Here is a 22160-nt window from a genome sequence, read left to right as displayed (position 1 = left end):
GTCCCGATCGGACGGTCCGGTGATGAAGGAGCCCGCATGTCAATGGTCGGCAACCTGCGCAAAGTCGCGAACCTGGCGCGGCGCAGTCGCCGCCGTGTGGACCTCAGTCACCCGGCCCGCTCGCCGCTCGGCTCGACGGTGGTCAACTGCGTCGTCTACCGCGACGGCCTCCGCGGGCCGGGAACGGACTCGGTGGAGGACGCCGTACGGCAGGTCCGCAAGCACCGGGGCAGCTTCGTCTGGCTGGGCCTGCACGAACCGGGCGAGGCGGAGATCGCCGGCGTCGCGGAACTGTTCGGCCTGCACCCGCTCGCCGTCGAGGACGCCGTCCACGCCCATCAGCGGCCCAAGGTCGAGCAGTACGGCGACGTCCTCTTCGCCGTTTTCAAGACCGTCACCTATGTCGAGCACGCCGAGCTGACCTCGACCAGTGAGGTCGTCAACACCGGCGAGATCATGGTCTTCACCGGCCCCGACTTCGTCGTCACGGTCCGCCATGGCCGCCACGGCTCCCTCGGCCCTCTGCGCGAGGACCTCGAAGCCGATCCCCGGCAGCTCGCCCATGGTCCCTCCGCCGTGCTGCACGCCATCGCCGACCATGTCGTCGACGACTACGTCAGGGTCGCCGACGCCGTCCAGATCGACATCGACCAGGTCGAGACCGACGTCTTCTCCCCGCGCAGCCCCCGCAACGCCGACGCCGGCCGCATCTACCAGCTCAAGCGGGAACTCCTCGAACTGAAGCGGGCCGTCGTCCCGCTCGCCCGCCCCCTGGACCGGCTCGCCACTGAACCCCGCGGCTGCCTCGACCAGGAGATACAGACGTACTTCCGGGACGTCGCCGACCACCTCACCCGCGTCACCGAGCAGATCAACGCCTTCGACGCCCTGCTCGACTCCATCCTCCAGGCCCACCTCGCGCAGGTCACCGTCGCCCAGAACGAGGACATGCGCAAGATCACCGCCTGGGCCGCGATCATCGCCGTGCCCACCATGGTGTGCGGCGTCTACGGCATGAACTTCGACCACATGCCGGAACTGCGCTGGCGCTTCGGCTACCCGCTCGTCCTCGCCGTCATCGCCACCGCCTGCTTCGTCATCCACCGCGGCTTCAAACGCAACGGTTGGCTGTAGACGGCCGGACCCTGACGCACCCGGCAGGCTCGAACTGCCGCACGGTCCGGCAGGATGGTGCGATGGACCATCACTTCGTCGGTATCCCAGAGTTGACCGGCGTTCCCCGTGTCGCTGTCGTCATCGACGTCATGCGCGCCTTCACCGTGGCTGCCTGGGCCTTCTCGCGTGGCGTCGAGAGGATCGTCCTGGCCTCGACGGAGAGTGAGGCACTCGCCCTGAAGGAGAGCCGCCCGCGTTGGCTGGCGCTGAAGGACGGAGCGCAGGCAGCGGGCTTCGACGCGGTGAACTCACCTGGCCTGCTGCGGTCACGCGATTTCGCCGGTCGCACACTGGTGCAGAAGACGACGGCAGGAACCGTGGGCGCGCTGGCCGTCGCGAACGCGCCGCTGGTCCTGTGCGCGAGCTTCGTGGTGGCCGGACCGACCGCGCGGTTCCTGCGGGCCAAGGACTGCGGACCGGTGACCTTCGTTGTCACCGGCGAGGGAGGCCGGGCCGACGAGGACCTGGCCTGCGCTGAGTACATCGGTCAACGCATGGCCAAAGAGGGTGTCGAGGCGGCCCCGTATCTCCACCGCGCGAGGACGTCTCGTGCCGCGGCAGACCTCGCCGGCGGGCGGCGGAGCGGATACCACCCGGACGATGTCGATCTCTGCCTGGAGATCGACAGGTTCTCCTTCGCGATGGTGGCTCGCCGGGAAGAGTCTCTGACGGTGCTCCGTCCCGTCCCGGTGCCTGACATCCCGCCACCCGCCCGTGGCTCGGGGTGACTCTCGAATCCATTCCCTCAGGTCATCCTGACGACGACTTTGCCCGCCTTCGCGCGCCCTGCCTCCACGTACTCCAGCGCTTCATGGGTCGACTCGAACGGGAACACGGTGTCCACGACGGGTCGGATCCTGCCGGCCTCGATGAGAGCGGTGAGTTCGCGCAGCTGGTCCCCGCTGGCCTTCATGAACAGGAACGAGTAGGTCACGTTGCGGCGCCGGGCGCGTCGTCGGGTCCGGAAACTCAGCGCGGACATCACCAGCCGGATGATCGGATTCGCTCCCAGCTCCCTGGCGAGAGCGGCGTCGGGAGGACCCGCGACGCTGATGACCTTCCCGCCGGGCTTGAGCACGTCCAGGGACTTCGCGAGCGTCTCGCCGCCGAGCGAGTCCAGGACGACGTCGTAGTCGTGCAGCACCGTCTCGAACGCCTGCTTCTTGTAGTCGACGACGACGTCCGCGCCCAGACGCTTCACCAGGTCGACGTTGGCCGTGCTCGTGGTCGTCGCCACGTGTGCCCCCAGCTGCTTCGCCAGCTGGATGGCGATGGTGCCCAGGCCACCGGAACCGGCGTGGATCAGGACCTTCTGGCCCGGCTGGACATCGGCTCGCTCGACCAGTACCTGCCAGGCGGTCAGGGCGACCAGCGGAAGGGACGCGGCCTCCTCCATGGTCAGCGTGGCCGGCTTGGCGGCCACGTCGTCCTGGTGCACCGCGATGAGCTCGGCGAAGGTGCCGATCCGGTCCTTGTCGGGCCTCGCGTAGATCTCGTCGCCCACCGCGAACCGCGTGACGGACGTACCCACTTCGACCACCACTCCGGCCAGGTCGTTGCCCAGGACGAACGGGACCTTGTACGGCAGGATCGTCTTCATCTCCCCGTCCCGGACCATCCGGTCGAGCGGGTTGATGCTCGCGGCCCGGATCCGGACCAGCACATCGTCGGGGCCCACCTTCGGATCCGGCACGTCGCCGGCACGCACGCCGGCCTTGTCGCCGTAGCGCTCCACCGTGAAGGCTCTCATGGTCGTCTCCGTATCTCGTCCGCGAGCGGACCGGGTGAGGTGCGTTTAGTTCATTGGATTATGTTCATAATACTATGGGTCCGGTCGGTGGGTCGCAAGTGGATCTGGTGGTGGAGGGGCGGCCGCTTGTGACCCGCCGCCCTCCATGCATAATATTATGACCATAATGCAATGGTGGATGAGCGCCGCGTACGGCGCCAACGGGCGCCGGTGATGAGAACTCCGAGAAGGACACCGTGAGCACATATCTGGCAGACAAGGCCGAGGACCTCACCGTCGAGGGGCCCTCCGCGAGGTTCACCTATCGGCGGATGGGTCCGCGGGGCGGCGTCCCGCTGGTCCTCCTGAACCGCTTCCGCGGGACCATCGACTGGTGGGACCCGGAGTTCCTGGACCGTCTGGCCGCCGACCACGACGTGATCGTGTTCGACAACGTCGGCGTCGGCTACACCGACGGTGAGCCGCGCGACTCCCTTGAAGGATTCGCCCAGGGGGCCATCGAGTTCATCGACGCACTCGGCCTCGCGCGGGCCGACCTGCTCGGCTGGTCCCTGGGTGGCATCGTGGCCCAGCGTGTGGCCGTACGCCGCCCCGAGCTGGTACGCAGGCTCGTCGTGGCGGGCAGCGGCCCGGCCGGTTGGGTGCCCGGCGCTCCGCCCTTCAGCGAGAAGGTCCTGGGCATCATGGCCAAGCCCGATGCCGGCCTGGAGGACATGCTGTACCTCTTCTACCCCGAGACGGAGGCGGCCCGCGCCTCCGGACGCGAGCACTTCGCCCACGTCTCGCCCCGGCTCGCGAACGGCGGCCCCGCGGTCTCCGAGGTGGCGGCCCAGGGGATGCTCACCGCGGCGGCCACGCTCCTGGCGGCGCCCTTCGACCAGGTGGTGGCGGAACTGGAGGCCATCAAGCATCCCGTCCTGTACGCGAACGGTCTGGACGATGTGATGATCCCCGCCCACAACTCCTATGTCGCGGTCCAGCACCTCGACAACGCCATTCTCGTGCTCTACGCCGGCGCCGGCCACGCGTTCCTCTTCCAGTACGCCAAGGCCTTCACCCGGCAGGTGGCCGACTTCCTCGCCGCCTGACGACCCACGGGCAAGCGATGTCCTTTCGTCCGGCTCGCACGCTTGTAGACCTATAGACGTACGATCGTACGTTAATCATCGACGTGATGCCGAGGAGCCGGACCGCTCCGGGTTCCGGCTCCTACGGCCCTCGACCGTCGCCACCGAAGGGAACGACCATGCAGGACTCACAGGAAGCACGAGGCGACGTGATGACGTCGTACAAGAGCGCGCCGACCCACACCCTCACCGCCGGGGGAGTGACCTTCGCCTACCGGGAGCTCGGCCCCCGGTCCGGCGTCCCGGTGGTCTTCCTCACCCACCTCGCGGCGGTTCTCGACAACTGGGACCCCAGGGTTGTCGACGGCATCGCCGGCAAGCGTCACGTCATCACGTTCGACAACAGAGGCGTCGGCGCTTCCAGCGGCTCGACGCCGCGCACCATCCAGGCCATGGCGAAGGACGCCGTCACCTTCATACGGGCGCTCGGGCTCGAGCGCGTCGATCTCCACGGCTTCTCGATGGGCGGCATGATCGCCCAGGTGATCGCGCAGACCGACCCGGACCTCGTTCGTAAGCTGATCCTCACCGGTACCGGTCCCGCGGGCGGCGAGGGCATCAAGGACGTGACCCGGCTGTCCCACCTCGACACCGTCCGGGGTCTGCTCACCCTGCAGGATCCGAAGCAGTTCCTCTTCTTCACCCGCACCGCCCAGGGGCGCCGGGCGGGCAAGGAATTCCTGGCCCGACTGAAGGAGCGAACCCAGGACCGGGACAAGGCGATCTCTCTCGCGTCGTACGGAGCTCAGCTCAAGGCGATTCACCGTTGGGGGCTGGAGCGGCCCCAAAATCTCTCCGTCATTCACCAGCCCGTGCTCGTCGCGAACGGCGAGAGCGACAGGATGGTTCCGAGCCGGAACTCGGTTGACCTGGCGCGGCGCGTGCCGAACGGCGAGTTGGTGCTCTACCCCGACGCCGGTCACGGCGGCATCTTCCAGTTCCACCGGCAGTTCGTGGAGACGGCTCTCGAGTTCCTCGAGCGGTAGAGGGCGCGCAGCGCGTTCGTCACCTGAGCCGAGACCGGCGTGGGACGCCATGGGGGGAGCTGTCGACGGCAGCCCCCCTCACCTCATGAACGCGAGGGCGTTCTCGATTCCCTGCTCAAGGACCTCATCGGCGAACTTCGGGTCGGACAGGGCGCGGGACAGCTGCAGCGTCCCCACCATCATGGTGAAGAGCCCGATGGCCTTGGCCCGGGCGGACCCAGGGTCCCCCGGTGTCAGGCGGGCGGAGATCTCCTCCACGACGGCCCGCGCCCCGTCGGTGTAAGCCTGCTTGGTCCCCTCCGTGCAGCGGCCGATCTCGTCGAGCAGGGCGGCGGACGGGCATCCGAGGCCGGGGTGATCCCGATGTTCGGGGGACAGGTACTCGCGAATGAGGTCCTCGAGTCCCGGGCGGCCGGGGCGCAGCGTGCCGTACCTGGCGACCTGTGTGCGCAGTTCGTCGGTCACGACATGGGCGACGAGGTCGTCCTTGGAGGCGAAGTGCGCGTAGAACGCTCCGTTGGTGAGTCCCGCGTCCGACATCAGCGTGGAGATGCCCGAACCGTCGATACCGTCCTGCTTGAACCGCTGGCCGGCCTTCTCGATGATCCGTTGCCGCGTCACCTGCTTGTGCTCCTTGGCGTAGCGCACCACGAGCTTCCTCCGATCGCTCCGTGAGGCCGTCGCCCCGCACTCGGGCCCCGTCGATGGCCTGACGTACGTAATACTATAACCGGCAGGTGAGCGCGGCTGCTGCTCTGTGGCCCGGCGGACTGGGTGCCGACGGTTCACGACCGGAGCCGAGCGCCAGGTCCCAGCCGGGCCGTGACCTCCCCGGGGGTGAGGGCGGAGTGCTCGGCGGAGCACTCGACGACGACCCGGACCGGAGCGTCGCAGTCGGTGTGGCGGACATCCAGCACGGGACCCTCGGGGCCGAGGGCATGCCTCTCGCCCCACTGGCTCAGTGCCATGAGGACGGGCCACAGGTCCCAGCCCTTGCGCGTCAGGCGGTACTCGTTGCGGGAGCGGCTGCCCGGCTCCCGGTAGGGGGCGGTCTTCAGGATGCCGGCCGAGATCAGCTTCCGGAGGCGGTCGCTGAGAACGGCCTCCGACAGGCCGATATGGCGGTGGAAGTCGTCGAAGCGGCGGACTCCGTTGACGGCGTCACGCAGGATCAGCAACGTCCATTTCTCTCCGACAACGTCAAGCGTGCGTTGGACGGGGCAGTTCTCCGTGCTCGCCTCAAGCCACTCCATCCCGCCATCGTAGAGGCCTGGCTTCGTCATTGACAGTCAGGCGAACGGGAGTCTAGCTTCATTCGAAAAAGTCAGAGAGGAAGGCGCTGGGCTGTGGGGCGAGCACGTACATATCAGTGGGAGGATCCCGCGATCCTGGCGGAGGCCGCCGGGCGCATGGCCGGTATCGACTTCCTGCGCGAGTTGCAGGCCGGGCGGATGCCGGGGCCGCCCATCAGCCACACCCTCGACTTCACCCTGGACGAGGTGGAGCCCGGAAGGGCGGTCTTCTCGCTGACGCCGGGGGAGGAGCACTACAACCCGATCGGCAGCGTGCACGGCGGCGTCTTCGCCACGCTGCTCGACTCGGCGGCGGGTTGCGCCGTCCAGTCCACCCTCCCGCAGGGCATGGCGTACACCTCGCTCGACCTGACGGTGAAGTTCCTGCGGCGGATCACCGCGGACACGGGAGTGGTGCGCGCCATCGGCACGGTCGTCAGCCAGGGCCGTCAGACCGCCCTGGCTCAGGCGCAGTTGCTCGACGTGAACGACCGCCTGCTCGCCCACGCCACCAGCAGCTGCATGCTCTTCCCGGTGCCTCCCTCACAAGGGTGAGCCGCAGCCTACGGCTACGGCCTCGACCCGAACGCTCTCAGCCGACGTCGAAGACGTTCGGCAGCCGGAGGAGGTAGCGGGTGCGGTCGTGTCGCTTGAGTGCCTCCAACTCGGGGGCCCGGTACAAGGGGGTCACGGTGCACCGCTCGGCGGTCGAGCCGATTCGCTCCAGCAGGGCGTTGACGGCCTGCCGGGCCGAGGAGTTGGCGCCCTCCATGGTGGCGAGATCGATGGGCACGGCCACGTAGTCGCCGGCCAGGAAGAGGTTGGGGATCTTCGTGGCCGACCGCGGGCGGTGGTGAAAGGTCCCCACCGGGTGGATGAGCAGCTGTTCCTCGTTGACCGGGTGCGGCGTGCCGAGTCCGTCCACGGCCGGATCGAGGAACCAGGAGTGCAGCACGGAGTCCTTGAGGACCGTACGGCCGCTGTCGTTGAGCGCCGCCTTCAACTGCGCCCACACCTCACGGGCGACTTCGGTACGGGTGCATTGCTTGGCCGTCTTGCCGTACAGGATGCCGGGGCGGTCCCACTCCGAGACGTCGACGGAAAGGCAGTCCGCGACCGTGCCGTCGCCGAAGTCGGCGGGGAAGTCGTGGCCCGGCCAGTGCTGGGCCTGGGCGATCGCGGTCAGCGACCACGGGGAGTCGATGAGGTCGAGGTGCCCGTGCAGGATCGGCGTACGTTCGGTCAGATAGAACTGGATGCCGGTCATCCAGTCCGTCTCCAGCTGGTCGCACTGCCAGTTGGGGGTCGGCGGCACGTACCGCCGAGTTCCATGTGCGGCGGGCGTGCTCGACCGGCATCGCCGAAATGTAGTGGTCGGCGGTGACGGTCCGGCGCGCGCCCGCCGGGTCCTCCACGACGGCTCCGGCGATCACACCCGCGCCCAGGGGCAGGTCCCGTACGGTCCAGCCGACGCGGAACTCGACGCCGAGTGACTTCAGGTACGTCACCCAGGGGTCGATCCACGCCTCGTTGGTGGGTGCGTTGAGGATCCGGTCCAGGGGTCCGTCCGCGCCGCGCCCGAGGAGGTTGAAGGCGAAGGCCTCCAGCAGGGTGGCGACCGTACGGGTGCTGGCCTCCTCCGCCTTGGTGGCCACGATGTTGCGGGTGATGCCGACGGCGAGGATCCGCTGGTAGTCGTAGGACATCCGTCCGGCCCGTACGAACTCCCACCACGGTGTCCGCTCCCATACGTCGTCGCGGCGCTCGTCGCAGCTGGTGAGGAAGACCAGGAAGCGGTTGGCGAAGTAGAGAGCCTCGTGGAGGGGGAGGTTGAAGGCCGTGTCCAGGACCGAGGTGAAGGCGCGGCGGATCTCGTCGGGGGTGAGTTCGGCCGGGGTGTTGCCGGGCCAGGGCAGCGGGATCCGGATGTCCTCGCGGCCGCCCGACCGGGCGAACAGCATCTCCTTGGGGGCGACGAGGTTGTCGTGGACACCGCCCGGGTTTCCGGGGAACGGGATGCGCCGCATGGTGTCGGGCAGGTTGTGGTAGATGCCGGGGATGAAGCGGAAGCCGTGCTCTCCTGGCAGAGGGCGGCGGCCGCCCGTGCCGCTGCCCGGTACGTCCATGCTGCGGGCCTTGCCGCCCAGCGCCTTGCGTTCGTAGACCGTGACCCGGAAGCCGCGCTCGGCGAGTTCGTGCGCGGCCGTCAGTCCGGCGACGCCCCCGCCCAGTACGGCCACGGTCTGCGGTGCCGCGCCGTTCTCGGCCGAAGCCCGCTCGGCGGTTCCGAGGGCGACGACCCCGCTGCCGGCGGCCGCGGCCGTGCCCAGGAACCCTCTGCGCGTGGTGCCGCTCATCGCTACCCCTTACCGTCGGTAACATCGGGGCGCAGGATATGGGTGAGGCGACAATCCCGGAAGACGGCCGACACGACTTTGACTTGATGCCGCGTGCCGAACCGCTGATGATCCGCAGCATGAGGGACGCATCGGGCGGGCGGCCGGGCGGGGACTCGCCCCTCACGGCCGCCCGGGTGGTTCAGGAGGCGGCGGGTGTGTAGTGGGAGGCGTCGTCTCCCTCGACGACGTGGCTGAGGGTGCCGTCGATGCCGGCGGGAATGTCGCCCGCGACGGTGACCCGGTGGAGGAGGCGGGGCAGGTCGCCGTAGTCGTCGGGGGCGTAGTGCTGGGTGATGCGGTTGTCGAAGAGGACGACGTCGCCGGGTGTCCAGGTGACGCGCACGATGTTCTCCGGGCGGGTGACATACGCCTGGAAGATGCGCAGCAGATCGCGGGAGTCGGACGGGCCGAGGCCGACGATGCTCTGGGCGAAGCCGCCGATGAACAGGCCCCGTTCCCCGGTCTCGGGGTGGACGCGGACGACCGGGTGCGCGGTGCGGTACTTGCGGGAGACGAACCGCTTGCGGTGTTCGGCGGCCTTGTCGTTCTTGGGGGCGGCGTAGTCGTAGTCGTTGGTGTGGACGGCCCACAGCTTGTCGGCCAGCTCGCGCAGCGGCTCGGGCAGGTCCCGGTAGGCGGCGGCCGAGTTGGCGATGAGGGTGTTGCCGCCGTAGGGCGGGACCACGATGCTGCGCAGTGTGGACGCCTTGGGCGGTGTGCGCACGAAGGTGACGTCCGTGTGCCAGCGGTTGGCGCGGATGCCTTCGTCGCCGTCGACGGGCAGGATCTGGGGCTGGCCCTCGACGGAGGGCACGGTGGGGTGGGCGGCGGTGAGTTCGCCGAAGAGGGAGGCGAAGCGGAGCTGGCCGGCGTCGTCGAGGTTCTGGTCGCGGAAGACGAGCGCCCTGTGCTCCAGGAGGGCGGAGTTGATCTCGGTGACGATGGCGGGGTCGAGGTTGCCGGAGAGGTCCACGCCGAGGATCTCGGCGCCGATACGGCCGCCGATCCTGCGGATGTCGAAGCCGGTGCTGGTGGTCATGTGCGGTCTTCCTTTCGGGCAGCGAACGGTGGAGAGGTGATGCGTCGGAAAGTCGTCAGGACGTGATCGGCGGGGAGGATTCCCTGGATCCCGGCGGTCCGAGGGAAGGGCCTTGATGTGGTGACTCCTCGGACCGGGGCGGTGAGACACGGGAACGGGAGGGCGGGCCGGGGTCAGCCGTCAGCCGGGAGGCGCCAGGAGCTGAGCCGTCGTTCCACTGCCACCAGGAGTTGGTTGAAGGTCACTCCGATGGCCGAGATGGTGACGATCCCGGCGTACATCTGCGGGATCGCGAAGTTGTACTGGGAGGCGTTGATCAGGTAGCCGAGGCCGGCCTTGGCGCCGATCATCTCGGCGGCGACGAGTACGAGGATGGAGACCGCTCCGGCCAGTCGGATGCCGGTGAAGACGACCGGTACCGCGGAGGGCAGGATGACCTTCTGGAACAGCCTGGGCGCGGACAGGTCCATCGACTTCGCCAGCTTCAGCAGGGTCGGGTCGACGCCCCGGACCGCGCTGATGGTGTTGAGCAGGACGGGCCAGGTGCACGCGTAGAGCACGATGGAGATCTTCGAGGTCTCGCCGATGCCGAGCAGGAGCACGAAGACCGGCAGCAGGGCCAGTGCCGCGGTGTTGCGGAAGACCTCCAGCAGCGGGCCGAGGAGGTCGGCCACCGGCCGGTACCAGCCGATCAGCAGGCCGAGGGGCACGGCGACGAGCACGGCGAGGCCGAATCCGCCGAAGGAGCGGACCAGGCTGGCGCGGGCGTTGTCGGCGAGCCGGCCGTCGGCGGCCAGTTCCCACCAGGCGCGGGCGACCTCGCTGAACGGCGGCAGGAACGTCCGGTCGACCAGCCCGAGGCGCGGCGCTGTCTCCCAGAGCAGGAGCAGGGCCACGATCGCCGCGGACTGGGTGGCCCCGCTCACCAGCAGATCGGGCAGCCGGCGGGCGAGCCTGCGGGTCCGGGCCGTCGTGACGGGGACCCGGCGCGGCCGCGGAGGCGACGCCTCGGGGGAGGGGACCGCGGCGGGCTCGGGGGTGCCGGACGTGGTGCTCTTGTCGGTGACCGTTGCGGTGGTGGGGCTCATGCGGCAGCCGCCTCCTTCTCCAACTGCTGGGCCCTGGCGACCTCGTCGTGCAGCAGTGACCAGATCTCGTGGCGGTGGCGTGCGAACTCGGGGCTGGAGCGCAGGTCGTCGGTGGCGTCCCGGGAGCCGAGGGCGACCGGCACGATCTGCTTGATGCGGCCCGGCCTGGACGTCATGACGGCGACGCGCTGCCCCAGGTAGACGGCCTCGTCGATGCCGTGCGTGATGAAGACGACCGTCTTGCCGGTGCGCTGCCAGATGCGCAGCAGCTCGTCCTGGAGCGACTCGCGGGTCTGGGCGTCCAGCGCGGCGAACGGCTCGTCCATCAGCAGCACATCGGGGTCGTAGGCGAGACTGCGGGCGATCGCCACGCGCTGGCGCATCCCGCCCGACAGCTCGTGCGGATGGCGGTCCGCGAACCCGGTGAGGCCGACGAGGTCCAGGAACTCCCTGGCGCGCTGGGCGCGTCGGCGTCGCGGAACGCCTGTGGCTTCCAGGCCGAACTCGACGTTGCCCTGCGCGGTGCGCCAGGGCAGCAGCGCGTACTGCTGGAAGACGATGCCGCGGTCCAGGCCCGGCCCGGTGACGGGGCGCCCGTCCAGCAGGACGCGTCCGCCGGTGGGCCGGGTGAGGCCGCCGAGGAGATCCAGCAGGGTCGACTTTCCGCAGCCGCTCGGGCCGACGAGGACGACGAATTCTCCGGCCGCAATCTGCAGATCGATTCCGTCGAGTGCGGTGAACCGGGCTTCCTCGTCCGTTCGCGCCCGCTTCTTGACGGTGAATTCCTTCGTTACGTTCTCGAACTCGATCCTGGGTGTGGTGGTTTCCGGCATAGGGGGTCAGCTCCCACTGGCGTTGAACTCGTTGGTGTAGAGGTCCGGCAACGTGACCTGACCCTTTTTGATGTCACCGCGCTCGGCCAGCCAGTCGATCCACAGCTTGAGCTCTTTGCCGGTGATGCGGCCGGCCTTCTCGGCGACGCCGAAGGACTGCCAGTACTTGAGGGGTGCGGGGTCCTCGTTGCGGCCGCGCTTCTTTACGATGTCCGTCATCCGGGCGACGACTTCCTCGCGTGGAGTGGAACGGGCCCATTCGATGGCTTTTCCGACGCCGGTGACGAAGATGCGGGCGGTGTCGGGGTTCTGCTTGAGGAAGCGGTCGGTCATCACGTAGGTGCCGGCACTGAAGGCGCCGAGCAGCTGGTAGTCGGTGAACAGCGGGCGGATGCCTCCGGTGGCGAGGGCTTTGTCGCGCAGGAGGCCGCCGAGTACGGCCACGTCGATCTGCTGTTGACGCAGGGTCTGCTCCGTGTTGACCGGCGGGACGACCAGGGGCTCGGCCTTGCCGATGTCCGACGGGGACAGGCCGCCCCGCTGCAGGTAGATGTCGAGCATGGCCTCGGAGTGGGCTCCGAGGGTGTTCATACCGATCTTCTTGCCGATGAGGTCGCGGGCCGAGCGGATGGGGCTGTCCTCGAGGACGTAGAAGCCGTTGTAGGCGTACTTGTCGGCGCCGTAGTAGCTGATGACGGCCTTGACGGGGGCCTTGTTCGCGGCCAGTTTGACGACCGCGCCGTTGAACGCGCCGCCGAAGTCGATCTGGCCGGTCGCCGCGGACTGGATGTCCTGCGGTCCGCTGATGGTGTTGCCGACCCAGTCCAGCTTCACCTCCTCCAGATAACCGAGGTCCTCGGCCAGCTCCGGCAGAGTGACCTGGCCCGCCCAGCCCTGATAGCGCAGCGTCCTGGTCCCGCCCTTGCCCGACGCGGCTCCAGCGGTAGTGCCGCAGCTCACGGCCACCGCCGAAAGGCCCAGCAGGGAAAGGAATTGGCGTCTGGTCGATGCCGTCGTGGCCATGAAAAATCCTGTTCAAGGGAATGAGGAATCGGACGTGCCGAGAACATGGGAAACCGCGGCGAACAGCGGGAATTGAGACCCCGGCAGAGAGAGCTGCGAGGAACGCGGCGTTCTACGGCAGCATCAGCGCGACATGACAGCCGACTGTGAAAGGGAGCGTGGGAGAGCGGTGCCCGTCAGGGGCTCAGATACCGACGGCACAGATGGCGCTGGCCTGGCGTCGCAAATCGACGTGCAGGCGAGCGGCAAGGTTCTCGGAATGGCTCACAGCCAAGAGAGTTGCAGCGATAACCAGCCACGTCAATGTCGCTTGCGTACACGTCTCATGTTCGCAACTGTCCGACACGCGAGTGAAGTACACCGTTCACAATCACCTGACACACCGAACGGCTCATCCGCGGAGGGTCGTTCGCCCATCCGGTCGTCGCTCCCGCAGCCTCTCGCCGCGTTTCACCTCGCGGCCTGTCCGCGGACCGTGTCGCGGAATGCGATCGGGGTCTGGCCGGTGCGGTGGTGGAAGTACTTGCTGAAGTGGGTCGCGCTGGAGAAGCCGAGGCGGTCGGCGATGCGGGCGGCGCTCTGGTTGCTGTGGGCGAGGAGGCGCTTGGCCTCCAGGACCACGCGGCGGTCGATGAACTCCTTGGCGCCCAGGCCGGCGGCGGTGAGCGTGGCGCGGGAGAGGGTGCGGGTCGAGTAGCCGAGCGATTCGGCGTAGTCCTCCACCCGGCGGGTGCGCGCGAAGTCCTTCTCCAGCGCATCGCGGAAGCGCAGGAAGGTGGCGTCGGGTTCGGGCGTGGGGCTGCCGGCGGGTGCGGTGAGGTGCGCCAGCCGCAGGACGAGGACCGCGAGCAGATGGCGCAGGGCCGCGGTGTGGATCTCAAGGGGCAGGTGCCCGAGGGCGTGGAACTCGGTGGCGAGGTGGTCGGCGGCCAGCCGCAGGGCCGCTTCGTCGTCGGGCAGCGGGCGGAGCAGGATCGGGGCGTGTGGGTCTTCTGTGTGAGCGCCGTGCGTGGTGACCGGGTCGAGGAAGTCCTGGCGGAACAGGATCAAGGTGCCGTCGGCGCCGGCGAGGTCGCCCCACTGCTGGACCTGCCCGGGGCGGACCCAGAGCCAGGAGCCGGGGTCGAGGGCGTAGGCGGTGAAGTCGACCGTGTGCCGCAGGGTCCCGCCGGTGAGGGTGATCAGGTGGTGGAAGTCCGGGCGCTGGGGAAGCACGAGCCGCTCGGCGGGGACCCGCCGGCGCAGGTCGGCGAGGGACAGCACCTCCACTCCGGCCGGCGTGCCGGCCGGCGCGGCGAAGGGGATCTCTGGGATGCCGCGATCGGCATCGTGTCGCTTTCTGACCATAGCGAGTCGCCAGCGTATCCGATCCGACCCTTTCAGCACCCATAGCGTGAAGGTGTCGCCGCATTCGGAGCCGAGCCGGTGTCGGAAAGACCACACCCCCAAACCCTCACCTCGCAAGGAGAACAGCCATGAACAACGCCGAGAACACCGTCCTGACCGCAGCCGCCGAGCTGTTCGGACAGCAGGACCCGAGCGCGGTGGACCGCTGGGTCGCCGCCGACTACCGCCAGCACAGCGCCCTGGCCGCCGACGGCCCCGAGGCCCTGCGCCGGCTGGTCGCCGGCCTGCCGGAGGGCTTCCGATACGAGGCCGCCCGTGTGATCGCCGACGGCGACCTGGTCGCCCTGCACGGCACGTACCACGGCTTCGGCCCCGACCCGCTGGTCGCCTTCGACATCTTCCGCGTCAACGCCGACGGCAAGCTCGCCGAGCACTGGGACGCCCTCACCCCGCTGGTCGAGGACACCGCCTCCGGCCGCTCCCAGACCGACGGCCCCACCGAGCCCGCCGACCTGGACAGGACCGAGGCGAACCGCGCCCTGGTGAAGGAGTTCGCCGAGAAGGTCCTCAAGGGCGCCGACTACTCGGTGCTGACCGACTACATCTCGACCGAGACCTATCACCAGCACAACCCGGAAGCGGCCGACGGACTCGACGGCTTCGGCGCCGCCGCCGCGAAGTGGGCCGAGCAGGGCAAGAACCTCGTCTACAAGACCGTCCACAAGGTCATCGCCGAGGGCGACTTCGTCCTGCTCCAGTCCGAGGGCGAGTTCGGCGTACCCGCCGCCTACTACGACCTCTTCCGCGTCCAGGGCGGAAAGATCGTCGAGCACTGGGACGTCGTCGTCCCCGTGCCCGCCGAACTCCCGCACTCCAACGGCCTGTTCCGGGCGTGATCCGATGGCCTGGCGAACACCTCACCCCCCGCTCGACCTTACGGAGGCACCATGAGCGACCCCGAGAAGAACAAGGCCACGGCCCGAGCGTTCTACGACCTGATGTTCAACCAGTGCCGCCCGGCCGAAGCCATCGACCGGTTCGTCGGCGACACCTACATCCAGCACAACCCGCACGTCGCCGACGGCAAGCAGGCGTTCATCGACTACTTCGACCGCATGGCCGCCGAGTATCCCGGCAAGCGCGTCGAGTTCCAGCGGGCTTTCGCCGAAGGCGACCACGTCATCCTGCACTGCCACCAGATCTGGCCCGACGAGGAGTACGCGGGCATCGACATCTTCCGTTTCGACGCGGGCGGCAGGATCGTCGAACACTGGGACGTCCTCCAGGTCATCCCGCCCACCTCCAAGAACGACAACACCATGTTCTAGCGCCACCGCGAGCAGGACGGACGTGTTCGACCTGTCGGACATTGTTCGAAACCTATTGACGCTGCCCTGGGCGTCGGCTGAGACTCTCGCAACACACACGTCACCCACGTGTAACGGCAGGCCCACGGCAAGGACTTGCCGTCGCCCCGTCGGTTCCTCGTTTCCGCGTTCTGCCTTGCCCGTCATCAGCCATGCCTCAGCAGGGAACCTCGACATGACGCACGTCGCACGATGCGCACGACCGCACAGCCGCGCGAGACGTTGGGCGGGCCATCTCGCCGGACTGACCGCCGCGTCGATGCTGCTCACCCTCGCCGGACCCGCCGCTCCCGCACAAGCGGAACCGGCGGCCCCGGCGGCCGAAGCCGCGGACATCACCGACGGCCTGGCCCTCTGGTACAAGCTCGACGCAAGCTCCGGCGGCACCGTGGCCGACGCCTCAGGCAACGGCCGCAACGGCACGGTCAGCGGCACCGCCGACTGGTCGGCATCCGGTCAGGGGCTCGCCTTCAACGGGTCCGACACCTACATCAAGGTGCCGGACGACGTCATGAAGGGCATGGACTCGATCACCGTCTCCCTGGACGTACTGATCGACTCCGCCCAGAGCACGCCCTACTTCCTCTACGGCTTCGGCAACACCAGCGCGGGCACCGGCAACGGCTACCTGTTCACCACCGGCAACTCCTTCCGCACCTCCGTCGCGACGGGCAACTGGTCGACCGAGCAGACCACCAAGCCGTCCGACGGCCACAACCTGACCCGCGGGGTGTGGAAGCACCTCACCTACGCCCAGACCGGCTCCACGGGCGTGCTCTACGAGGACGGCGTCGAGGTCGGCCGCAACACCTCGGTCACCACCACGCCCGGCGCCATCGGCTCCGGCACCACCAAGGCCAACCACATCGGCAAGTCCGTCTACGACGGCGACAAGCTCTTCAAGGGCCGGATACGCGACTTCCGTGTGTACGACCGGGCACTGGACGGCTCGGAGGTCGAGCAGCTCTCCCTCCCCGTCGCCACGCAGGGCGTCGCCGACGACAAGGACGCCCTCGGCCTCGGCGACACCAGCGGCGTCACCTCCGACCTGGACCTGCCGAAGACCGGCCCGGCCGGCGGCTCCGCCGTCAGCTGGAGCAGCGACAACCCGTCCGTCGTCTCGGACACGGGCAAGGTGACCCGCCCCGAGGCCGGCTCACCGGACGGCCGCGCCACGCTCACGGCGACCCTGAAGAAGGGCACCGTGACCGGCACCAAGACCTTCGACGTCACGGTCAGGCCCGCGCTCGGCGACGACGCCGCCACCCGCGAGGCCGCCGGGGCGCTCACGGTCCACAACCTCGACGACGTCCGCGGCAACCTCACCCTGCCCGAGAGCGGCAAGTACGGCACGGCCGTCACCTGGTCCTCCGCGAAGCCGGACGTCCTCTCCGCCGACGGCGAGGTCAACCGCCCCGCGCACGGCGACGGCACCACCACCGTCGAGCTGACCGCGACCGTCACCAAGGGCGAGGCGAAGGCCACCCGCGTCATGACGGCCAAGGTGCCCGAACTGCCCGCCGAGGCGGCCCTCAAGGGCTACATGTTCAGCTACTTCACCGGCGAGGGCACCTCGGACGGCGAACAGCTCTACGCCGCCCTCAGCAAGGGCGACGACCCGCTGCACTGGCGCGAACTGAACGACGGCAAGCCGGTCCTCACCTCCACCCTCGGCGAGAAGGGCCTGCGCGACCCGTTCATCATCCGCTCCCCGGAGGGCGACAAGTTCTATCAGATCGCCACCGACCTCAGGATCTACGGCAACGGCGACTGGGACGCCTCCCAGCGCACCGGCAGCAAGTCCATCATGGTCTGGGAGTCCACGGACCTGGTGCACTGGACCGACCAGCGCCTGGTCAAGGTCTCACCCGACAGCGCGGGCAACACCTGGGCGCCGGAGGCGTTCTACGACGCCGAGCGCGGCGAGTACGTCGTGTTCTGGGCGTCGAAGCTGTACGACAACGCCGACCACTCCGGCGACACGTACAACCGCATGATGTACGCCACCACCCGCGACTTCCACACCTTCAGCGAGCCCAAGGTCTGGATCGACCGGGGCTACTCGGTCATCGACTCCACGATGATCCGGCACGACGGGACGTACTACCGCCTGTCCAAGGACGAGCGGAACAACAGCTCCTCCACCCCCAACAGCAAGTTCATCTTCCAGGAGAAGAGCGACTCCCTCCTGAACCCCTCCTGGACCCCGGTCGCCGAGGGCATCGGCAAGGGCGCGATGAACGCCGCCGAGGGGCCGCTGGTGTTCAAGTCCAACACCGAGAAGAAGTGGTACGCGTTCCTCGACGAGTTCGGGGGGCGCGGCTACATCCCCTTCGAGACCACCGACCTCGACTCCGGCACCTGGACCCCCTCCACCGGCTACGACCTGCCCGCCAAGCCCCGCCACGGCACCGTGCTCCCGGTCACCCAGGCCGAGTACGACCGGCTGCTGCGCGCCTACCAGCCCGACCAGGTCGTGAAGAGCGTCGAGGACGTGTCGGTGCGGACGCGGGTCGGCGACGCCCCGGTCCTGCCCGCCACGGTCGTGGCCGAGTACGCCGACGGCGTCAAGCGGCCCGTCTCCGTCGACTGGGCGGACGTACCGGCGTCGTCGTACGCACAGCCCGGCACCTTCACGGTGACCGGCAGCCTGCCGAACGGCGCCGCGATCCCGGTCCGGGCCCAGGTCACCGTGTCGGAGCAGGGATCCGACGTCCCGGCCGATCTGCTCCTGCACTACGACTTCGACGAGACGAGCGGCAGCATCGCCCGTGACTCCAGCGGGCACGGCTACCACGGCACCTACGTCCGCACCCCCGACTTCGGCACCGGCGTCGACGGCGGCTCGTTCAGGATGTCCGGGGACTCGTCGAGCTCGCCGTACGTCAAGATCCCGAACGGTGTGCTGAAGAACGCCGGCAGCGTGACGGTGTCGACGTACGCGAAGTGGAAGGGCGGCAGCAGCTTCCAGTGGCTTTTCGGGCTGGGCCCGGACAGCGACAAGTACCTGTTCGCCACCCCGTCCAACGGCGGCTCCAGCCTCTACTCGGCCATCACGAAGGCGAGTTGGTCGGCGGAGTCGAAGCTGACGGCCGGCTCGCAGCTCACCCCCGGCCAGTGGCGGCACGTCACGGTCACGCTCGACGGCGCCACCGGCACGATGGTCCTCTACGCCGACGGCGTCGAGGCGGCCCGCACGACGACCACCATCAAGCCGTCCGAGCTGTACAGCGCGGCCAAGGACTACAGCGGCTACATCGGCCGCTCCCTGTACGCGGCCGACCCCTACTTCGGCGGCGAGGTCGACGACTTCCGCATCTACGACCGTGCCCTCACCGGCACCGAGGTCATGCGACTCAGCGGCAACACGGCGGGCATCGCCAAGGCGACGCACCCGGCGCTCAAGGTCGACGCGCTCGTCGACAACGCGAGCGGTTCGATCACCCTGCCGATGAAGGAGGGCACCGATCTCACCGCGCTGGCACCGGAGTTCACCCTCGCCGAGGGCGCGACGATCAGCCCCGCCTCCGGCAGCGCGCGTGACTTCACCAAGCCGGTGACGTACGAGGTCACCGGTTCGGACGGCAAGAGGCGCACCTGGAAGGTCTCGGCACTGCTCATGAAGACCCCGGTCCTGCCGGGCCTGAACGCCGACCCGGACATCGAGCGCTTCGGCGACACCTTCTACATCTACCCGACGACCGACGGCTTCGAAGGCTGGAGCGGCACCCGGTTCAAGGCCTACTCCTCCAAGGACCTGGTCCACTGGAAGGACCACGGCGTCATCCTCGACCTGGGGCCGGACGTCAGCTGGGCGGACAGCAGGGCCTGGGCGCCGGCGATGACCGAGAAGGACGGGAAGTACTACTTCTACTTCTGCGCCGACGCGAACATCGGCGTGGCCGTCTCCGACTCGCCCACCGGACCGTTCAAGGACGCCCTGGGCAAACCGCTGCTGAAGGCCGGTGACTTCCGCGGCCAGATGATCGACCCGGCGGTCTTCACCGACGACGACGGCAAGCAGTACCTCTACTGGGGCAACGGCCGCGCCTACGTCGTCCCGCTCGGCGACGACATGACCTCCATCGACACCTCGAAGGTCACGGACATCACCCCGAGCGGCTACAACGAGGGCACCTTCGTCATCAAGCGCAAGGGCACCTACTACTTCATGTGGTCGGAGAACGACACCCGCGACGAGAACTACCGTGTCGCCTACGCGACCGGCCCCTCGCCCACCGGCCCCTGGACCAAGCAGGGCGTGATCCTGGAGAAGGACCTCTCCCTGGGCATCAAGGGCCCGGGCCACCACTCCGTCGTGCACGTCCCGAACACCGACGACTGGTACATCGCCTACCACCGCTTCGCCATCCCCGGCGGTGACGGCACCCACCGCGAAACCACCATCGACAAGCTGGAGTTCGACTCCGACGGCCAGATCAAGAAGGTAGTTCCGACCCTCGGCGGCATCGACCCGGTCACCGTCGTCCACGCCGGGCCGGACGCCGACGGCACCGAGGGCGAGGCGATCCCGCTCGCCGGTACCGTCTCCGGGGCCGGCACCCCCAAGTGGACCGTCCAGGACGGCGCCCCGTGCACGGTCAAGGACCCCGCGTCGGCCCGCACGACCCTCACCTGCACCGACGACGGCACCTTCCAGGTCACCCTGACCGGCGGGCGCGGCAGAGACACCGTGACCGTCAAGGTCTCCAACGCCGCCCCGACGATCACCTCCGCCAAGGGCCCCGGCTCGCCCCTCCCGGTGGGCAAGGCCGCCGTCGTCACAGCCTCCTTCGACGACCCGGGCACGGCCGACCGCCCCACCTGCACGGTCGACTGGAAGGACGGCAGCCGGCCGACGACCGGCACGGTCACCGACTCCGGCTGCCGCGCCGCACACGTCTACGACGACGCGGGCATCCACCGCCCGGTCCTCACGGTCACCGACGACGACCAGGGCACGGCCACCACCACGCTCGCGGAGCTGATCGTCTACGACCGTGCCGCCGGGCCGGCAGCCGGCCTCGGCACCATCACCTCGCCGGCCGGTGCCTACACCGCCGAGCCGAAGCTGACCGGCAAGGCGGCGTTCACCCTGGGCGCCCAGTACCGGAAGGGAGCCACTGCCCCCACCGGCAAGACCACGTTCGTCTTCGGCTCCGCCCGACTCACCTTCCGCTCGACCGGCTCCGACTGGCTCGTGGTGAACGGCTCCCAAGCCGTCTACCAGGGCACCGGCACGGTGGGCGGCAAGAGGGGCTACGCCTTCAGAGTCACCGCCACCGACGGCCCGGACACCTTCCGCATCAGGATCTGGAAGAAGTCCACCGGCGATGTCCTCTACGACAACAAGACCGGCGCCAGGACGAAGGGCATCGTCACCATCGGAAATCAGCGCCGTTAGGTCCGTCGTCAAAGAAGACCGGCCGGTGGGGGACTGGAGTGGTATCAGGAACCTGCTCTGCCGAACCCTTCGTTCGAACCGCCGATGGGCAACCCCGCCAGCAGCGCACGCCGGCTGGCCCTGACGTGCTCGCGCATCACGTGCTCGGCGCTGTCGCCGTCCTTCTCCAGGATCAGCTCCAGGACGACGTGGTGCTCACGGTCCGACTGCAGGGCACGGCCCGGCTGGCCCAGCGACGTGTGAACCAGCCGGGAGTACGCCAGCTGGTTCATCAGCATCCGGTAGTGGGCCTCCAGCTTGCTGTTGTCGGCACCGGCGATGAGCAGGTCGTGGAACTCCTGGACCAACTCCGCGTACCTCTCCCGGTCGTCCCGCTCCACCGCCGCGTCGGCCTCGCGCAGGTTCCGCTCCAGCAGGTCGATCTCCGTGACGCGGCCGCGCCGGGCGAGGAGGCGGGCGGCCGCGCCCTCGAGGAGCTCCTTCATCTCGAAGAGTTCCGTGATCTCGCGGCGGGAGGGGGTGGTGACGAACGTCCCCACGCGGGGCCGGATTTCGACCAGGCCTTCGGTCTGCAACTGCTTCAGGGCTTCGCGTACCGGCGTACGACTGACGCCGAACTCCTCCGCGAGGGCGAGCTCCGAGAGCGGAGCCCCGGGCTCGATGTCTCCCTTGATGATGCGCCGGCGCATATCAGCGATCACCCTGGCCTGCATCGACCCTCCCCCGGCCTTCGGCCGGGGGGACCCCCACTGCGGTTCGCTCTTCGCGCGATTCACCGAACCCTCCTCCGTCTCCCGGGCCGCCCGCGGGTCATCCCAGCGGCGCGAGCGCGCCGCCGTCGAAGAACTTACCCGCGCTGTAGACCATCGGCGGACGCTCGGCGACGGCGGCGTGCACCACGCGGCAGATGAACACGGTGTGCGTACTGGCCTGCAGCCGCTCGCGGATCTCGACCTCCATCCGCGCACTGCTCCGAGCGATCAGCGGACTGCCGAACGGCCCGCTCTCCCACTCCACGTCCGCGAACTTGTCACCGGCCTTGCTCGCGAACGTACCGACGACGTCGAGTTGGTCCGTGGACAGGATGTTGATCGCGAGGTGGTTCGCCCGGAACAGACAGTCGTGGGTGGACGAGGTGCGCTGGACGCACACCATCACACAGGCGGGGTCGAGCGAGATGCTCGAGAACGCGTTGACGGCCAGCCCTCGGGGGGTCTCTCCGTCCATCGCGGTCACGACCGTGACACCGGTGACGAACTGCCGGTTGACCTGCTTCATCAGGTCGAGGTCGGGCTGCGAGGCGAGCGGGGCCATGAAAGTACTCCTAGT

Annotated in this window: 18 protein-coding genes and 1 pseudogene; 8 read left to right on the top strand and 11 right to left on the bottom strand. The window is 68.8% G+C overall.

The features are described from left to right. The first annotated feature begins 36 nt into the window (after window positions 1-36). On the top strand, window positions 37-1134 hold the full coding sequence (locus tag ACZ6I3_RS20310; protein ID WP_469416211.1) for a magnesium and cobalt transport protein CorA: 1098 nt from the start codon (window positions 37-39) through the stop codon (window positions 1132-1134). A 62-nt stretch (window positions 1135-1196) separates the two neighbouring features. Further along, window positions 1197-1904 carry a 2-phosphosulfolactate phosphatase gene (locus tag ACZ6I3_RS20305; protein WP_469416210.1) on the top strand — a complete coding sequence of 236 codons (708 nt, stop codon included), beginning with the start codon at window positions 1197-1199 and terminating at the stop codon, window positions 1902-1904. A 17-nt stretch (window positions 1905-1921) separates the two neighbouring features. On the opposite strand, the gene ACZ6I3_RS20300 is transcribed toward ACZ6I3_RS20305, so the two are convergent. Further along, window positions 1922-2926, bottom strand: coding sequence for an NADP-dependent oxidoreductase (locus tag ACZ6I3_RS20300; RefSeq protein ID WP_469416209.1), 1005 nt, complete (start codon window positions 2924-2926; stop codon window positions 1922-1924). Between the two features lie 236 nt (window positions 2927-3162). On the opposite strand from ACZ6I3_RS20300, the gene ACZ6I3_RS20295 reads away from it, so the two are divergent. Both ACZ6I3_RS20295 and ACZ6I3_RS20290 read left to right on the top strand, forming a co-directional pair. Beyond that, window positions 3163-4014 carry an alpha/beta fold hydrolase gene (locus ACZ6I3_RS20295; RefSeq protein ID WP_469416207.1) on the top strand — a complete coding sequence of 284 codons (852 nt, stop codon included), beginning with the start codon at window positions 3163-3165 and terminating at the stop codon, window positions 4012-4014. 158 nt (window positions 4015-4172) lie between these two features. After that, the gene (locus ACZ6I3_RS20290) at window positions 4173-5039 is read left to right on the top strand and encodes an alpha/beta fold hydrolase (RefSeq protein WP_469416205.1); all 867 of its coding nucleotides are present in this window, start codon (window positions 4173-4175) and stop codon (window positions 5037-5039) included. A gap of 78 nt (window positions 5040-5117) precedes the next feature. On the opposite strand, the gene ACZ6I3_RS20285 is transcribed toward ACZ6I3_RS20290, so the two are convergent. Then, the gene (locus ACZ6I3_RS20285; RefSeq protein ID WP_469416203.1) at window positions 5118-5690 is read right to left on the bottom strand and encodes a TetR/AcrR family transcriptional regulator; all 573 of its coding nucleotides are present in this window, start codon (window positions 5688-5690) and stop codon (window positions 5118-5120) included. Window positions 5691-5824: 134 nt separating this feature from the next. Next, window positions 5825-6292 (bottom strand): winged helix-turn-helix transcriptional regulator, encoded by a 468-nt coding sequence (locus ACZ6I3_RS20280; RefSeq protein WP_469416201.1) that lies wholly within the window; start codon window positions 6290-6292, stop codon window positions 5825-5827. A 93-nt stretch (window positions 6293-6385) separates the two neighbouring features. Here ACZ6I3_RS20280 and ACZ6I3_RS20275 point away from each other — a divergent pair, with 93 nt between their 5' ends. After that, a complete protein-coding gene (locus ACZ6I3_RS20275; RefSeq protein WP_469416200.1) occupies window positions 6386-6886 on the top strand; it encodes a PaaI family thioesterase in 501 nt (166 codons plus the stop codon). 37 nt (window positions 6887-6923) lie between these two features. Here the strand turns inward: ACZ6I3_RS20275 and ACZ6I3_RS20270 are convergent. The 6 genes and pseudogenes from ACZ6I3_RS20270 to ACZ6I3_RS20245 form a co-directional block, all read right to left on the bottom strand. Then, a pseudogene (locus ACZ6I3_RS20270) lies at window positions 6924-8688 on the bottom strand (hydroxysqualene dehydroxylase). Between the two features lie 181 nt (window positions 8689-8869). Next, entirely contained in the window at window positions 8870-9769 is a 900-nt protein-coding gene (locus tag ACZ6I3_RS20265; protein WP_469416199.1) for a TauD/TfdA dioxygenase family protein, read from the bottom strand. 173 nt (window positions 9770-9942) lie between these two features. Continuing rightward, on the bottom strand, window positions 9943-10857 hold the full coding sequence (locus ACZ6I3_RS20260; RefSeq protein WP_469416197.1) for an ABC transporter permease: 915 nt from the start codon (window positions 10855-10857) through the stop codon (window positions 9943-9945). Beyond that, on the bottom strand, window positions 10854-11690 hold the full coding sequence (locus ACZ6I3_RS20255; RefSeq protein WP_469416195.1) for an ABC transporter ATP-binding protein: 837 nt from the start codon (window positions 11688-11690) through the stop codon (window positions 10854-10856). Before ACZ6I3_RS20255 ends, ACZ6I3_RS20260 begins: the two co-directional genes overlap by 4 nt. A 6-nt stretch (window positions 11691-11696) precedes the next feature. After that, the gene (locus tag ACZ6I3_RS20250) at window positions 11697-12713 is read right to left on the bottom strand and encodes an ABC transporter substrate-binding protein (RefSeq protein WP_469416193.1); all 1017 of its coding nucleotides are present in this window, start codon (window positions 12711-12713) and stop codon (window positions 11697-11699) included. Between the two features lie 450 nt (window positions 12714-13163). Then, the gene (locus tag ACZ6I3_RS20245; RefSeq protein ID WP_469416191.1) at window positions 13164-14060 is read right to left on the bottom strand and encodes a helix-turn-helix transcriptional regulator; all 897 of its coding nucleotides are present in this window, start codon (window positions 14058-14060) and stop codon (window positions 13164-13166) included. 128 nt (window positions 14061-14188) lie between these two features. Here ACZ6I3_RS20245 and ACZ6I3_RS20240 point away from each other — a divergent pair, with 128 nt between their 5' ends. The 3 genes from ACZ6I3_RS20240 to ACZ6I3_RS20230 all read left to right on the top strand — a co-directional run bounded on the left by ACZ6I3_RS20240 (window position 14189) and on the right by ACZ6I3_RS20230 (window position 20831). Further along, window positions 14189-14956: a nuclear transport factor 2 family protein gene (locus tag ACZ6I3_RS20240; protein ID WP_469416190.1), complete on the top strand. Its 768-nt coding sequence runs from the start codon at window positions 14189-14191 to the stop codon at window positions 14954-14956. 51 nt (window positions 14957-15007) lie between these two features. Continuing rightward, entirely contained in the window at window positions 15008-15388 is a 381-nt protein-coding gene (locus tag ACZ6I3_RS20235; RefSeq protein WP_469416188.1) for a nuclear transport factor 2 family protein, read from the top strand. Between the two features lie 214 nt (window positions 15389-15602). Beyond that, window positions 15603-20831, top strand: coding sequence for a family 43 glycosylhydrolase (locus ACZ6I3_RS20230; protein ID WP_469416187.1), 5229 nt, complete (start codon window positions 15603-15605; stop codon window positions 20829-20831). Window positions 20832-20875: 44 nt separating this feature from the next. On the opposite strand, the gene ACZ6I3_RS20225 is transcribed toward ACZ6I3_RS20230, so the two are convergent. Together ACZ6I3_RS20225 and ACZ6I3_RS20220 are read right to left on the bottom strand one after the other, a co-directional pair. After that, on the bottom strand, window positions 20876-21544 hold the full coding sequence (locus tag ACZ6I3_RS20225) for a GntR family transcriptional regulator (RefSeq protein ID WP_469416185.1): 669 nt from the start codon (window positions 21542-21544) through the stop codon (window positions 20876-20878). Between the two features lie 97 nt (window positions 21545-21641). Then, window positions 21642-22145: a flavin reductase family protein gene (locus tag ACZ6I3_RS20220; protein ID WP_469416184.1), complete on the bottom strand. Its 504-nt coding sequence runs from the start codon at window positions 22143-22145 to the stop codon at window positions 21642-21644. Between the last annotated feature and the right edge of the window lie 15 nt (window positions 22146-22160).

Source organism: Streptomyces sp. NPDC041940 (assembly GCF_055589465.1).
This window is presented reverse-complemented; position numbering and strand designations above follow the sequence as displayed.

Excerpts from the sequence above, each read along its gene's own strand:
- ACZ6I3_RS20230 (WP_469416187.1), top strand. The coding sequence starts at position 15,603 with ATGACGCACGTCGCACGATGCGCACGACCGCACAGCCGCGCGAGACGT.
- ACZ6I3_RS20260 (WP_469416197.1), bottom strand. The coding sequence starts at position 10,857 with ATGAGCCCCACCACCGCAACGGTCACCGACAAGAGCACCACGTCCGGC.
- ACZ6I3_RS20220 (WP_469416184.1), bottom strand. The coding sequence starts at position 22,145 with ATGGCCCCGCTCGCCTCGCAGCCCGACCTCGACCTGATGAAGCAGGTC.
- ACZ6I3_RS20310 (WP_469416211.1), top strand. The coding sequence starts at position 37 with ATGTCAATGGTCGGCAACCTGCGCAAAGTCGCGAACCTGGCGCGGCGC.
- ACZ6I3_RS20290 (WP_469416205.1), top strand. The coding sequence starts at position 4,173 with ATGCAGGACTCACAGGAAGCACGAGGCGACGTGATGACGTCGTACAAG.
- ACZ6I3_RS20235 (WP_469416188.1), top strand. The coding sequence starts at position 15,008 with ATGAGCGACCCCGAGAAGAACAAGGCCACGGCCCGAGCGTTCTACGAC.
- ACZ6I3_RS20250 (WP_469416193.1), bottom strand. The coding sequence starts at position 12,713 with ATGGCCACGACGGCATCGACCAGACGCCAATTCCTTTCCCTGCTGGGC.
- ACZ6I3_RS20245 (WP_469416191.1), bottom strand. The coding sequence starts at position 14,060 with ATGGTCAGAAAGCGACACGATGCCGATCGCGGCATCCCAGAGATCCCC.
- ACZ6I3_RS20265 (WP_469416199.1), bottom strand. The coding sequence starts at position 9,769 with ATGACCACCAGCACCGGCTTCGACATCCGCAGGATCGGCGGCCGTATC.
- ACZ6I3_RS20280 (WP_469416201.1), bottom strand. The coding sequence starts at position 6,292 with ATGGAGTGGCTTGAGGCGAGCACGGAGAACTGCCCCGTCCAACGCACG.
- ACZ6I3_RS20300 (WP_469416209.1), bottom strand. The coding sequence starts at position 2,926 with ATGAGAGCCTTCACGGTGGAGCGCTACGGCGACAAGGCCGGCGTGCGT.
- ACZ6I3_RS20255 (WP_469416195.1), bottom strand. The coding sequence starts at position 11,690 with ATGCCGGAAACCACCACACCCAGGATCGAGTTCGAGAACGTAACGAAG.
- ACZ6I3_RS20305 (WP_469416210.1), top strand. The coding sequence starts at position 1,197 with ATGGACCATCACTTCGTCGGTATCCCAGAGTTGACCGGCGTTCCCCGT.
- ACZ6I3_RS20240 (WP_469416190.1), top strand. The coding sequence starts at position 14,189 with ATGAACAACGCCGAGAACACCGTCCTGACCGCAGCCGCCGAGCTGTTC.
- ACZ6I3_RS20225 (WP_469416185.1), bottom strand. The coding sequence starts at position 21,544 with ATGCAGGCCAGGGTGATCGCTGATATGCGCCGGCGCATCATCAAGGGA.